Here is a 13703-nt window from a genome sequence, read left to right as displayed (position 1 = left end):
GCAGGAATGTGATGTCAACGTGGAGCCGGAACCTGAGGGATGGGAATTTCCCTGCGGTTATCGGGTGTGAGCCCGTATTCCCGGCGTCCGCGGGCCCCGGGCCCCTGATGTGTGACCTCCACCGCTGCCTCTCCCGGTGTTATCCTGCCTGCGGAAAGAAGCTGACAACGAGAGTTCTCACCATGTCCCATTCACCCGCAACCAGTTCCATCAAGGAACTGACGATTCGCGGCATAATTATCGGCGGCATCATCACCGTCGTCTTCACGGCGGCGAACGTCTATCTGGGGCTCAAGGTGGGGATCACCTTCGCCACATCCATCCCGGCCGCGGTCATCTCCATGGCAATCCTGCGGCGTTTCGCCGATCACACGGTCCAGGAGAACAACATCGTTCAGACGATCGCTTCGGCAGCCGGCACCCTGTCGTCGATCATCTTCGTCCTGCCGGGACTCATCATCATCGGCTGGTGGTCGGGTTTTCCCTACTGGACGACGGTCTTCATCATCATTCTTGGCGGCATCCTCGGGGTCACCTACTCCATTCCGCTGCGGCGGGCCCTGGTCACCCATTCCGATCTGCCGTATCCCGAGGGAGTGGCGGGGGCCGAGGTGCTTCGCGTCGGCGACACCACCGAGGGGGCCGAGGAGTCCCAGCAGGGATTCAGGATGATTCTGCGGGGCTCGCTGGCTTCCGCGGGGCTGTCCCTCCTGTCGTCTCTCAAGGCCATCGGGGTGGAGATTTCCAGCGTCTTCAAGGTCGGAGCGGGCGCCACCATGTTCAGCACGTCGCTGTCCACGGCCCTCATCGGCGTGGGGCATCTGGTCGGCATCGCCGTCGGTGTTGCCATGATCCTGGGGCTGGTCATCTCCTACGGCGTCATGCTGCCCATCCGCACCTGGGGGCAGGTGGAGGGTGTCGATGAGCTGCAGGGCGTGATCAGCAAGATCTTCTCCACGGACGTGCGGTTCATCGGTGCCGGTGCCATCGCGATTGCCGCGATCTGGACCTTCGTGAAGATCCTCGGTCCCATCGTCAAGGGCATCGGTGAATCTCTCGCCAAGGGACGCGGGAGGGTCACCGACAGCGACGTCCCCCTCACGGAGCGCGACCTGTCCATGAAGGTGGTCGTGGGCGTCACTCTGGGATCCATGCTTCCCATCGGTGTGTTGATGTGGCTTTTCCTCAAGGACACCGGTGTGGCGAACCACGCGTGGGGGCTGATCCTGGTCTCGATCCTGTTCATCCTGATCACGGGCCTGGCGGTGGCCTCGGTGTGCGGCTACATGGCCGGGCTCATCGGATCTTCCAACTCGCCGATCTCGGGTGTTGGCATTCTCGCGGCGCTCGCTGCCGCCGTGCTCGTCAAGGCCGTCGCCAGCTCGGCATCCGGTGACGAGACCAGCGCCTTGGTGGCCTACACCCTGTTCACGAGCGCGGTGGTTTTCAGCATCGCGTCGATCTCCAACGACAACCTGCAGGATCTCAAGACCGGGCAGCTGGTGGACTCCACCCCGTGGAAACAGCAGGTCGCGTTGATCATCGGTGTGGTCTTCGGGGCGATCGTCATCCCGCCGGTTTTGAGTCTCATGCAGACCGCTTTCGGTTTCGCCGGGGCTCCTGGCGCCGGTGAGAACGCCTTGGCGGCTCCCCAGGCCTCCCTGATCTCCTCCCTGGTATCCGGGGTGTTTGGTGGCTCCATCAACTGGGGCCTGCTGGGTCTCGGCGCCGGCATCGGAGTCGTTGCCATCGTCATTGACGAGGTCCTGAAACGCGCGACGCCGAAGCTCTCCCTGCCGCCGCTGGCCGTGGGCATGGGGATGTACCTTCCCGCCGCCGTCACCATCATGATCCCCGTCGGCGCGGGCCTGGGTGCGCTCTACAACCGCTGGGCGCAGCGTTCTACCAATCCGGAGAAGGCGACGCGCCTGGGGACGCTCATGGCCACGAGCCTCATCGTGGGCGAGAGCCTTTACGGCGTGATCTTCGCCGGCATCGTCGGTTTCAGCGGCAAGGAGGATCCGTTGGCGATTGTGCCCAAGGGGTTTGGTGGCGTCACCACGGTGGTGGGGGTTGTGCTGTTTGTGGTGGTTGTTCGGGCGTTGTACCGGATGGCGGGTCGTGAGGGGACGCGTTCCTGAGGGTTGCGTCTTATGTCGTTTCGTCGTGTTTCGTTACTTCGGTTTCGAAGGCGGTGAGCCAGTCGTAGGTGTGGCGTATCGATGACAGGCCGTAGTGGAGGGCGGCTTGGTTGAAGCGGCCCACGTCGCGGTAGGTGTCGGGTACTTCTTGTCCGGAGATTTGTTGTTCCACAGACTCCAGTCGTTCGAGTTCCGCGGTGATGCATTCCCGGAGCCTCGCGATGATCGGTGGGCGGTCGGCTGGAGGGATGAGTCCCAGGAAATAGATTCGGGCGACCCCTGTGGCGTCGAAGTTTCCTTGGACTTCGGCATGCATCCATGTCGTGAATTTCTGTCTGCCCAGGGGTGTGAGTCCGTATTCCCGGCGTCCGCGGGCTCCGGGTTCCTGATGGGTGACCTCCACCGCTCCCTCCGCCAGGAGTTTGTCGAGGGAACGTTTGATGCTTCCGGCGCTGGAGCCGTAGAAGAGCGACGCCCCGGCCTCGAAGGCCTTCATGAGGTCGTACAGGCTCATGCGGGCGATGTGCAGCAGCCCGAGGATCACGTAGCTCACGGGTGTCACGGTAGTGCACTTGCCCCACGAGAATGTATCTGTTAGATATATATCTATGAGATATAGATGCGGGTGTGTAGGACTCAGGAGGTCAGGACATGGCACTGATTGAGGTCGATCACGTCTCCAAGACGTACGGGACCCGGGACGGTGGGGTGGTGGCGAATGACGACGTCACCCTGCACGTCGAGGAAGGGTCGGTGTTCGGGCTGTTCGGGCACAACGGGGCCGGCAAGACGACGCTGGTGAACCAGCTGCTGGGACTGCTCCGCCCGGATGCGGGCTCGATCGTGGTGGCCGGTGAGGACATCGTCCGGAATCGGCGGCGGGGACGCTATCTGTGCTCGGTGCAGCCGCAGGCGTCCGTTCCCCTGGGGGAGCTGACCCCGCGCGCCATCACGAGCCTGATGGCCAGGATGCGCGGAGCCGGCGATGAGGAGATCACGCGCAGGGTCGGTGAACTGTTCGAACAGCTGGACATTGCCGAGTGGGCGGATCAGCCCGGCAATAAGTTGTCCGGGGGTGTGCTGCGGTTGACCTGTTTCTGCATGGCGGCGATCCGACCGGGACGTGTGGTGGTGCTCGATGAGCCCACGAACGACGTCGATCCGGTGCGGCGCAGGTACCTGTGGGGTTCGATCCGCGAGCTGACCGGGGACGGCACGGCGGTGTTGCTGGTGACCCACAACATCGGCGAGGCCGAGGGGGCCGTGGATGAGATGGCGATCCTGGATCACGGCAGGGTGTTGGCTCGGGGGAATGCGTCGCGCATCAAGGCCTCAACGGTCGGGGACGACATGAAGCTGCAGGCATTCACCACGGCCTCGCGCGAGGCCTTCGGGCAGCCGGACTGGGCCGGGAACATCGAGGTCAGAAACGGCGAGGTGGTCGTCTCATTCCCGAGGGATCGGGCGGTTGACGCCCTGACGTGGGCCGCGGAGCTGCGGGGCCGCCGGTTGGTGGGCGACTACTCGCTGCGCGAGATGTCCCTGGAGGACACCTACGTTCAGCTGGTGGGGAGCAAGGAGGCGGGCACCGATGCGCACTGAAACGGAACTGGGGCATGTGTTCAGGCTTCAGGCCCAGAAACTGGGCGGCCACCTGGTGGCCTACGGCATATTTTTCACGGTTATAGCGCTCGGCGTGATCATCGGGTTTTCGTTCCTGGTGCCCTCTTCGTCTGCGGGAAACGAGATGCTGTACCTGGCCACGGGGGCGCCGACGATCGTTCTGATCATGACCGCGCTCGTCGTCGTCCCCATGCAGAACGCGACCGCGCGGGTAGCCGGGTACATCGACTTCATCAAGTCGCTGCCCGTGAGTCGCAAGAACTTCCTGTTCGCCGACTGCACGGTCTGGCTGCTCGTGACGGTGCCGGCGATCGTCATCGCCGTCGTGACCGCGCATTTCATGTTCCAGCCCGGGTTCTCGGTTTTGTGGACGATCATCCCCGCCTACGTGCTGGTGGTGACGGCCTGTTTCGGCATCGGCTACGGCTACTCGTATGCGATGCCGGCTGAGCTCGCGATGGGGCTGTCGCAGATTATTGCGTTCGTTACCCTCATGTTCACACCGATCAGTTTCCCGATGGACCGTCTGCCCGAGTGGCTGCAGTTCGTGCACCTGCTGTTGCCGCTCCATCACATGGCCCAGGTGATGAGGGCCTCCCTGGCACACGAGACCTTTCAGGCCGGAATCATCAGCTACGTGGTGCTCGCCGTCTGGTCGGTGCTCGGTTTCCTCGCGGCCATCCGGATCCTCGAGCGGACCTGACCGGCTGACCACCCTCCCCGTGCTGATGCGGGGAGGGTGGCTGGCAGGATGAGGCCATGTTTCCGACCTACACTCCCGATCCCGACCGCTACGACGGTCGTATGCCCTACCGTCGCTGTGGACGTTCTGGGCTGCTGCTTCCGACGATGTCGTTGGGGTTGTGGCAAAATTTCGGCGACGACAAACCCCTCGGAGTGCAGCGGGCTATCATTCGTCGCGCTTTCGACGCCGGCATCACTCATTTCGATCTCGCCAACAATTATGGTCCGCCCTATGGGCAGGCGGAGATCAATTTCGGCACCATTTTCCGGCAGGATCTCGCGCCGTTTCGTGACGAGTTGATCATCTCCACCAAGGCGGGCTATGACATGTGGCCGGGTCCTTATGGGCAGGGCGGTGGGTCGCGCAAGTACGTGCTGGCCTCCCTCGATCAGTCGCTGGAGCGCATGGGCCTGGATTATGTCGACATTTTCTATTCGCATCGTTTCGACCCCGATACCCCCGTCGAGGAGACCATGACGGCCCTCGACCGGGCAGTGCGTTCCGGTCGGGCTCTGTATGTCGGGATTTCGTCGTACTCGGCCACCAGGACCCAGGAGGCGGCCCGCATCGCCCGTGAACTCGGCACCCCGCTGTTGATCCACCAGCCCAGCTACAACATGCTCAACCGCTGGATCGAATCCGACCTGATCGATGCCTGCGAGAACCAGGGCATGGGCATCATCGCCTTCACCGCCCTGGCGCAGGGGCTGCTCACCGACCGCTATCTCAGTGGCGTTCCGGAGGACTCCCGTGCGGCGCGTGGCGGGTCGCTGACCCGCGAACAGCTCAGCGACGACGTCCTCACCCATGTTCGCGCCCTCCACGAGATTGCCCGTGAGCGTGGGCAGTCGTTGGCGCAGATGGCGCTCGCCTGGGTGCTGCGCGACCCACGGGTCACGTCGACGCTGATCGGTGTGTCGTCGCTGCGACAGCTGGAATCCAACCTGGGGGCCTTGGAGAACATGGTCTTCACCGACGACGAGCTGGCCGCCATCGATGAGCACGCCGTCGAGTCGGGGATCAATCTCTGGGTCAGTCAAACCGAGGACTGAGAGGCGCCCAGCACGCACATTCCGCTTCGTGTCGGGTGGGTGGGCGTTAACCGTGTGTTATGCCGGAGGAGTTTCCGGGTGTCGTCCGTTTGGTGGACATGGTGGCGTGTTGTGGGGTGTTGTCGCTTGTCGGGGGCGTGTGGGGTGGATCGGCGGCAGGCGGGTTGTATTTGATGTTTAAAGGGTGGTTGTGGGGTGGTGGTGGGGTGGGTGAGGGTATGGGGACCTCAAATTTTTTGTGTGTGAGGAATTGTTTTTTCGGGAAGGGGTGTTTCGCGTGAAGTTCGCGATGGAGAGTGACACGTTGGTGGTGTTGGGGCAGCGGTCTCAGACGGAGTCTGAGGATTTGGGGGTGTTGGTGAGGCGGTTGTTTGAGGCTGCTGAGCCGTTGTCGGGTCAGGTGAATGGTCCGGCGAGGGCTGCGTTTGACAAGTTCAAGGTGAGTGTGGATGAGATTTCTGCGTCGTTGAATTCTGCGTTGGCTGGGATTGTGGGTTCGATTTCGGGGCAGAATCGGGCGTTTGTGACGGCGGCTGAGGATGGTGCGTCGGTGCATGCGTCGGCGGAGGGTGCTGCTGATTTCAGTGCTGAGGGGTTTTTGTCGCGTATCGGTCCGCAGTAGTTTCTGCTGGGATTGTTGCTTGTGGGGGGTGTTTGTTTATTTCTGGTTTGTTGTGTTGGGAGTGTGTGTGATGTCTGGTAATCAGATGGATCGTAATGATTACAGTGTGGGTGCGTCTCAGGCTGTGCAGGGGAATTTTGAGGCGGTGGCTTCGGAGTTGGAGGCTGCGTTGGATCGTCGGGATGCTGATGTGAAGCAGGCGATGAGTGCGTATCAGGCTGATGGGGTCTCGGATGAGTATGCGCATCTGGAGCAGCAGTGGAACATGGCGGGTCGTCAGGTACGTGAGGTGATTGGAGCGATCCGTCAATCGTTGGCGGAGAACGATGACGTGGCCGCCAGGGCCCTATCAACCGCACGCTCGGCCATCCCCGAGTAAGGGGGATCCGCAGACCGGCATGTGAGAGTGGTGAACTCACGTGTCGCCTGCAACCGTGGGCAGGGCGACATGGCCGGCGAGTTCCAACGCCAGATGACAGCATCGGCGTCGAGCGGCGACTTCTCCTATTTCGAAACCCACGGCTACAAAGATGACCAGTAAATTCCAAAGCAAGAAGAAAGTGGTGTGTGATGGGTGAGCAGCCGCAGTCGGGTGATGGGTTAGTGATGCCGGAGGCGTTTCCGTGTAAGAGTAAGGATATTAATGCGGAGAATGTGAGGGCCGCGTCCGGGAAACTGAAGTCCATGGGACAAACGATTGATTCCCGGATGGATGCGATTGTTGGGTTGTGGAATGGTTTACCGGCTGTGTATGTGGCTCCGGAAGCGGAGCAGGCGTATGGGTTGATGGCTCCGGCGGCGACGGCGTCGGAGACGATTAAAACGAAGTTTGAGAAGGCTTCTAGTGCGTTGGATGATTTCGCTGGTGCGATAGAACCGGTCAAGAGTGAGCTTGCAACATTGGAGCAGGAGGCTGCTTCGTTTCGTAGCGCCACGTTGTCGGAGTATGGGGACAAGTGGCGGGATCATCAGGAGGTAGTGGATCGTAACAACGCGTTGTTGGGGCGTTACGCGAAGGTGGTGGAGACTCTCACCACAGCGGCTGCTGCGTGCGCGAACTCGATTAATGGGTTGCTGGATGGGGTAGAGCTGCCCGCGGTGGAGGGAATCTCGGCGGATGCGCTTATGCAGTCTGGGGAGATGATGCCCTGGGGCGCGCCGGTGGAGAAGAACCGCAACTGCGGCGAGTCCGTTGTACACGGGGCGGGAAACTTTCTCCAGGGCACCTGGGATGGCGCCAAGGCCATGTTCGGTTTCGCTCCGGATGGGTCATGGTCGTTGGCGAATGCTGGTAACACCTGGTTGGGAGTAGTTGATTTCATCGGGTCGACGGCTCTGTTGGCCTTGGATGTAAGTGACACGATCAAGTTCTTCGGTAACGATGATGTGGACGCATGGGTGGATGCCCGCCATGATGTCGCCGCGACCGCATGGACCGGCATGATCGGTTTCGACTACGCAGCTCACAAGGCCGGTAAGGACGGCTGGCACAAATGGGCGGAGGACCCGGTTGCTGCGGCCACCGAGTCGGCGTTGAACATCGGATCGAACTTCATTCCTGGCGCCGGTGCGGCCAAGGGCGTCATAGGTGGCACCAAGGTGGGTGCTGCAGCACTCAAAACGGTGAACATGGCCACGCGGGTGGCAGACTTCGCGGTTCCCGGCGGTGGGTGGCTGATCCGGGGCGGGGTCAAGGCTATTGATCTGGGTTTGGAACAGATCCAGAAACTTCGTTCCAAAACCCCTGTCGATCTCACCGATGCGGCAGGGCCCACCAAATCAGGGCCGCTCACCCCCAGCGGGCACAACCCGAGCGGCCACGGCGGCGCTTCCCCACACGCCACCAGTGGGGGTGGTGTGTCAAGGTCCTCGGGGCCGGGTCCTGATTTCGAGGCCCCGGCCAACCCGGGTGGGCCGAAACTCACGTCGAACCCGGTGGATTCTCCCGGCAAAGTCCCGTCGCGTCCCGGTATGGATGCTCCCGAGGTGCGTGAGCCGGCCTTGGCCGGAACGGGCGGAGGTCGCTCCATGGAGGTGGGCGGGTCGACGTCCCATGGTCATTCCCCGGAGCCGGGTCACACATCGGCTGGTGGTCGTGGCGAAGGCCCGAGCGCGCATCATGGTGCTGGCGGGGCAGGTCATGGTGGTGGTTCCTCGCATGGTGGGGGATCGGCGAGTGCTCATCTTGGAAACAACGGCGGTGCCACTCCGCATACCGGCGGTGGCGGGGCCGGGCATGGGGGTGGAACCTCGCATGGCGGGTCGTCGGGGCATCATGGCGGCGCGCCGAGCCACCACGGTGGTGCGCCCCATGCGCCGGAGCCGGAGGTTCCATCGCGACCGAGGCGTTCTCCGGATGAGAACAACGTGCCGGATGATCATGCTCCCAGGACGCGTAACCGTGGAGGGGAGCCGGGAAGTGATGTTCCTGATGCTCCTCGGAAGAAACCGGATGCTGATCTCGCGGATTCGCCTGACCAGCGTCCCGGCGACAGGACGCGTCCAGAGGGGCGTGGGGACGATGTCGAGCGGCCCCGTACTGACACCGGCGATCCTGCCAAACCCAGAACCGACATCACACCCGACAACCATCCGAGTCGGGACAAGCATTCCGGTCCGGATGAGCATTCGGGTCGGGATAGGCGTCCTGATGTGGATGAGCATTCGGGTCGGGATAGGCGTCCTGATGTGGATGAGCATTCGGGTCGGGATAGGCGTCCTGATGTGGATGAGCATTCGGGTCGGGATAGGCGTCCTGATGTGGATGAGCATTCGGGTCGGGATAGGCATCCTGACGTGGATGAAAATCCTGGCCGGGGTGAGCATCCCGGTGATGGACGTGGTGACGGGGTTGATGGTGCGGATGATCATCGTCACCCGGATGAGGGTTCTGGTTCTGGCGGTGATGGATCGGATCATGGAGGGTCGGGTTCAGGAAACGATCCGATAGATGATCTTCCCCGCTACGACGAGAAGGGGAATCCTCTCTACGATGACCATGGCGATCCGGTGGAGGTCGATCGTGGTGATGGTCGGAAACATTACGCTTCTGATCCGGAAGGGACTTTCAGGAGTCAGGACAATAGGCTGCGGCATTCCGATAATGGGCAGTTCGCGGAGGATCCGTATGCTCACAGACCGAAGGGCATCAAGTACTACGCCCGGAAGATCCTGTTGGGTGATCATGACTGGAACAATCCCGCGCTGGCTGAACGCACTAAGGCTGATACGCGTATCTGGGATGAGGCTCGCACCAAAGCACGCACGGATCGTCGTGCGGCCACTCAGGCGATCAATGACATCGAAACCCTGAAAACTCGGGACGGCAAGAAACTACAACTCGACACCACCGACAAGTCCTACGCGAAACTCGCAGAAGAAATCAAAAATAACCTTGATGCCTTGGATCCTGAATCGCAGGCCAAAGCGAAACAGATCAGGAAAGACCTTCGTGCTGCTACAAGGTCTGCGTCTGATCTGCGGAAGGTGTCGGAGTGGGCGGGGGATCGTGCGGGGCATCACTTCACTCTCGACCACTCCCCGGATGCGGGTGGTGCAGGGCGCAAACATTTGCTGGGTGAACCTGCCGATACCCCGGATGGGGCGAAACCCACTGGTGCGGGGAGGGGGGACCGGTTTAGCACCGAGGGTGATTCGCGGCTGGTTTTCGGGGAGAACAAGGGCGGCGACAGCCCTGGACTCGGCAGCCGGGAGACTGCCGCGGGTTCCAGGGCGCAGCAGGGAACCGCGGAGTACGTGATGGACCTGTTGAGCGGGAAGAACCAGGACCCGAGACTCCTCGAGGCCCTGACCTCTTTGGAGCACTCGCCAGAGCACGCCGGTTTCTACCAGAAACTGAAAACCGAAGGCGTCGAGGTCGTCTACGAAATGGTCAATGCCCGAACCGACGGCACCGTCAAGGTGGGACAGTTTGATCTCGGTGGTAAAGTCATTCTCAAACTCAAGGACGGACAACTCATCACCGAATTCATCAAGAAAGAAACACCATGATCATATTCCCCCCACAGGAATTCATCACCTGGGCCAATACACTCGTGCAGTTTCCGTGGCCCATCCAAGTCGACGACTTCGCTCCCTATGCAGAGAAATTGGGCTGGAAACCCACCTCGCTGCCGGATGAGTTCAGCGTACGTGCCGGTAATAACGGCGGGCGTGCGATTCTTGGTGACGACGAAGCTGGGGATGTGTACGAACTGTTTTTGCGCATGGCGTCGAATGAGGCTGAGGACGCTGAGGGTGCTGTTGGGTTGAATGATCATTTTGTGTCCTGTGTTGCTGCTGGGAGGGAGGCGTGGGGGGATCCTTTCCTGCTGGAGGCTGGGGATGGGCCTGGTGTGACGTGGAGGTTCCCCGGAGACATGTTCACTCAAGTGACAAGAGGGAGCAGGGCTGTTCTGTTTAATTTCTTCACGCCCCAAGGGAAATACCAGTTCGTCTAGAAGACTCGATTTTCGCAAGAAGTGAAAGTGGGTGTGGTTTGGGTGGAATCGGTGGCGGGTCCTGTGGGGGAGGCTGTTTTGTGTTTTGGTGTGGTCCTATGTGTAAAGGAGTTTTGTGTATATGTCGTGGGATGATTTTGAGAAGAGGTTGTTTTCGACTGTTATGGCGTTTCCGTCGCACACGATTTTGATTGTTGGTGTGCCGGATCAGGCCGGGAAGACGGGGACGCCGTTTGTGCAGTTTGGTGGGATCTATGCGTTTGGTCATAACACCACGATGACTGCTGAGTTGTCCTTGTTGAATGTCGGGAATCAGCGGGTCACCTTCACTGATGCGCAGCAGGCGGAGTTCCGGGAGTTGGGGTTTGCTCCTGATGAGGATGGTTTCACGTGGAAGCAGGAGCTTCCCTGGCCCACACCCAGCGCTACCATCAGGAATGTTGTTCGGGCGTGTGTTATTCGGCTTCGGGACATCGGTGATGTTGATTCTCCGGAGCGGCTCGTCTACAAGGCGTGGAGCTACCCCGACTACCGCGACGAAATCCCCGAGGAGGAGCGTAGTGTCGGGACTGATGAACTCGACCTTCCGTCCCTTGGTCTCCAGCGGGAGCGTGCCTGACAGCCAGCGCGTAGGGATCTATCCGCAAACCACCCACATCCAGGGTGGTTGCGGATAGGTCCCTTTCTGTTATCACACCGCACCCAGGGAATGCGAATATCCACCACACTCGAACCCAAGGACGGACAACTCGTCACCGATTTCATCAAGAAAGAAACACCATGATCATATTCCCCCCGCAAGATTTCATCACCTGGACCAACACGCTCGTGCAGTTCCCATGGCCCATCCAACTCAACGACTTCACCCCCTACGCCGAAAAACTGGGCTGGAAGCCTACCTCGCTGCCGGATGAATTCAGCGTACTTCCTGACAATGATGATGAGATCACGATTCTCAGTAGTGACAGGGATGGGAATGTGCGTAATCTGTTTTTGTATATGGCGTCGAATGAGGCTGAGGATGATGAGGGTGCTGCTGAGTTGAATGATCATTTTGTGTCCTGTGTGGCTGCTGGAAAGAAGGCGTGGGGGAATCCGTTCCTGCTGGAAGCTGGGGGTGGTCCTGGTGTGACGTGGAGGTTCCCTGGGGACATGTTCGCTCAGGTGACAGGAGGGAGTAGGGCTGTTCTGTTTAATTTCTTCACACCCCAAGGGAAATACCAGTTCCTCTAGAAGACTCGGGTTTCACAAGGGCGTGAAGGTGGATGGTCCGATTATTCTCAAGCTCAGGGCTGGGCTGCTCGTCGCTGGTTTCATCAAAAAGGAGGCAACATGATTATATTTGCCCCGCAAGAATTCATCATGTGGACTAACACACTCATACAGTTTCCGTGGCCCATCCGACTCAACGACTTCCTTCCCTATGCTGAACAATTGGGCTGGAAGCCCACTTCGTTGCCAAATGAATTCACTGTATTCCCTGACAATGATTATGAGTTCACGACTCTCAGTAGCAGTGAAACAGGGGATGTGTATAAACTTTTTTTGTACATGGCGGTGAACGACATGAAGAATGATGAGGGTGCTGTTGAGTTGAATGATCATTTTGTGTCTTGTGTGGCTGCTGGGAGGAAGGCGTGGGGGGAGCCGTTTCTGCTGGAGGCTGGGGATGATCCCACTGCTACCTGGAGGTTCCCTGGGGACATGTTCGCTCAAGTGACAGGGGGATTCATGGCTGTTCTGTTTCGGTTCTTCACGCCGGAGGGGCGGTGGTATTTTCTCTAGAGAATTCGGGTTTTATAAGGGGTAAGGGTGGATTGCGAGGTTTATTCACAGCCTTCCTGAAGTGCGCCCTGACTAGGGGTTTTACTGGCCGCCACGCTGTCTGTGAATAAGCCTCTGTGTTTGGCTCGGATGGTAAGGACATTGTCAAGCTTAAAGACAGATAACTCATCACCGCATTTATCAAGAAAGCAATATCATGATCATATTCCCCCCGCAAGATTTCATCACCTGGGCCAACATGCTTGTGCAGTTTCCATGGCCTATCCAGCTCAACGACTTCCCTCCCTACGCCGAACAGCTGGGCTGGAAACCTACTTCGCGACCGACGTGGTTCAACGTGGTCCCTGACAAAAATGATGAGATCACGATCCTCAGCAGTAGTGAGGCAGGGGACGTGTATAAGCTTTTTTTGCACATGGCGATAAATGACGCTGATGATGTCGAGGGTGCTGCTGAGTTGAATGATCATCTCGTGTCCTGTGTTGCTGCTGGGAGGAAGGAGTGGGGGGAGCCTTTCCTGCTGGAAGCTGGGGATGATCCCACTGCTACCTGGAGGTTCCCTGGTGACATGTTCGCTCAGGTAACAGGGGGATCCACGGCTGTTCTGTTTCGGTTCTTCACGCCGGAGGGGCGGTGGTATTTTCTCTAGAAGGTTCGGGTTTCACAAGGGCGTGAAGGTGGATGGTTTGATTATTCTCAAGTTCAGGGCTGGAGTGCTCGTCGCTGGTTTCATTAAAAAGGAGACATGATGATTATATTTGCCCCGCAAGAATTCATCACGTGGAGCAACGCGCTCATGCATTTCCCATGGCCCATCCAGGTCAACAACTTCCCTCCCTACGCCGAGAGGCTGGGTTGGAAGCCCACCTCGCTGCCGGATGAGTTCAGTGTATGTTCTGATAATGATGATGAGATCACGATTCTCAGTAGTGACAGGGATGGGAATGTGCGTAATCTGTTTTTGCGAGCTGCGCTGAATAAGGCAAGGAATGACGAGGGTGCTGCTGAGTTGAATGATCATTTTGTGTCGTGTGCGGCTGCTGGGAGGGAGGCGTGGGGGGAGCCGTTCCTGCTGGAGGCCGGAGATGGGCCTGGTGTGACGTGGAGGTTCCCTGGGGACATGTTCACTCAGGTGACAAGAGGGCGCAGGACTGTCATGTTTCGGTTCTTCACTCCCCAAGGAAGGCGGCAGTTCCTCTAGAAGGTTCGGGTTGTACAAGGATGCGAGAGCTGATGGTATGCGATCTGGGTGATAGGGTCATTCTCGAGCCCAGT

General features: G+C 59.5%; 15 protein-coding genes. 14 read left to right on the top strand and 1 reads right to left on the bottom strand.

Annotation, left to right across the window (positions count from 1 at the left end; all coding sequences use genetic code 11):
* Positions 1–182 precede the first annotated feature (182 nt).
* Positions 183–2141, top strand: a complete 1959-nt coding sequence (locus V7R84_RS09245) for an OPT family oligopeptide transporter (RefSeq protein WP_338568210.1) — start codon at positions 183–185, stop codon at positions 2139–2141.
* 10 nt (positions 2142–2151) lie between these two features.
* On the opposite strand, the gene V7R84_RS09240 is transcribed toward V7R84_RS09245, so the two are convergent.
* Positions 2152–2694 (bottom strand): PadR family transcriptional regulator, encoded by a 543-nt coding sequence (locus V7R84_RS09240; protein WP_338568208.1) that lies wholly within the window; start codon positions 2692–2694, stop codon positions 2152–2154.
* Positions 2695–2792: 98 nt separating this feature from the next.
* On the opposite strand from V7R84_RS09240, the gene V7R84_RS09235 reads away from it, so the two are divergent.
* The 13 genes from V7R84_RS09235 (at position 2793) to V7R84_RS09175 (ending at position 13629) form a co-directional block, all read left to right on the top strand.
* A complete protein-coding gene (locus V7R84_RS09235; RefSeq protein ID WP_338568206.1) occupies positions 2793–3743 on the top strand; it encodes an ABC transporter ATP-binding protein in 951 nt (316 codons plus the stop codon).
* Positions 3733–4467: an ABC transporter permease gene (locus tag V7R84_RS09230; protein ID WP_338568205.1), complete on the top strand. Its 735-nt coding sequence runs from the start codon at positions 3733–3735 to the stop codon at positions 4465–4467. Before V7R84_RS09235 ends, V7R84_RS09230 begins: the two co-directional genes overlap by 11 nt.
* Before the next feature lie 56 nt (positions 4468–4523).
* Positions 4524–5561: an L-glyceraldehyde 3-phosphate reductase gene (mgrA, locus tag V7R84_RS09225; RefSeq protein ID WP_338568203.1), complete on the top strand. Its 1038-nt coding sequence runs from the start codon at positions 4524–4526 to the stop codon at positions 5559–5561.
* 238 nt (positions 5562–5799) lie between these two features.
* Positions 5800–6183 carry a hypothetical protein gene (locus V7R84_RS09220; RefSeq protein ID WP_338568202.1) on the top strand — a complete coding sequence of 128 codons (384 nt, stop codon included), beginning with the start codon at positions 5800–5802 and terminating at the stop codon, positions 6181–6183.
* 145 nt (positions 6184–6328) lie between these two features.
* Positions 6329–6562 (top strand): hypothetical protein, encoded by a 234-nt coding sequence (locus V7R84_RS09215; RefSeq protein WP_338568201.1) that lies wholly within the window; start codon positions 6329–6331, stop codon positions 6560–6562.
* Positions 6563–6592: 30 nt separating this feature from the next.
* Complete coding sequence (locus tag V7R84_RS09210; RefSeq protein ID WP_338568199.1) at positions 6593–6724, top strand: hypothetical protein; 132 nt, start codon at positions 6593–6595, stop codon at positions 6722–6724.
* A 143-nt stretch (positions 6725–6867) separates the two neighbouring features.
* A complete protein-coding gene (locus tag V7R84_RS09205) occupies positions 6868–10194 on the top strand; it encodes a hypothetical protein (protein ID WP_338568197.1) in 3327 nt (1108 codons plus the stop codon).
* A complete protein-coding gene (locus V7R84_RS09200) occupies positions 10191–10643 on the top strand; it encodes a DUF6301 family protein (RefSeq protein ID WP_338568195.1) in 453 nt (150 codons plus the stop codon). The genes V7R84_RS09205 and V7R84_RS09200 overlap by 4 nt, the downstream gene beginning before the upstream one ends.
* 121 nt (positions 10644–10764) lie before the next feature.
* The gene (locus V7R84_RS09195; protein ID WP_412728050.1) at positions 10765–11262 is read left to right on the top strand and encodes a TY-Chap domain-containing protein; all 498 of its coding nucleotides are present in this window, start codon (positions 10765–10767) and stop codon (positions 11260–11262) included.
* A 161-nt stretch (positions 11263–11423) separates the two neighbouring features.
* Entirely contained in the window at positions 11424–11876 is a 453-nt protein-coding gene (locus tag V7R84_RS09190) for a DUF6301 family protein (RefSeq protein ID WP_338568193.1), read from the top strand.
* A gap of 99 nt (positions 11877–11975) precedes the next feature.
* The gene (locus tag V7R84_RS09185; protein ID WP_338568192.1) at positions 11976–12428 is read left to right on the top strand and encodes a DUF6301 family protein; all 453 of its coding nucleotides are present in this window, start codon (positions 11976–11978) and stop codon (positions 12426–12428) included.
* 196 nt (positions 12429–12624) lie between these two features.
* Positions 12625–13077: a DUF6301 family protein gene (locus V7R84_RS09180; protein WP_338568190.1), complete on the top strand. Its 453-nt coding sequence runs from the start codon at positions 12625–12627 to the stop codon at positions 13075–13077.
* A gap of 99 nt (positions 13078–13176) precedes the next feature.
* Positions 13177–13629 (top strand): DUF6301 family protein, encoded by a 453-nt coding sequence (locus V7R84_RS09175; RefSeq protein WP_338568189.1) that lies wholly within the window; start codon positions 13177–13179, stop codon positions 13627–13629.
* Positions 13630–13703 lie beyond the last annotated feature (74 nt).

This window comes from Arachnia propionica (genome assembly GCF_037055325.1).
Lineage (GTDB): Bacteria > Actinomycetota > Actinomycetes > Propionibacteriales > Propionibacteriaceae > Arachnia.
This window is presented reverse-complemented; position numbering and strand designations above follow the sequence as displayed.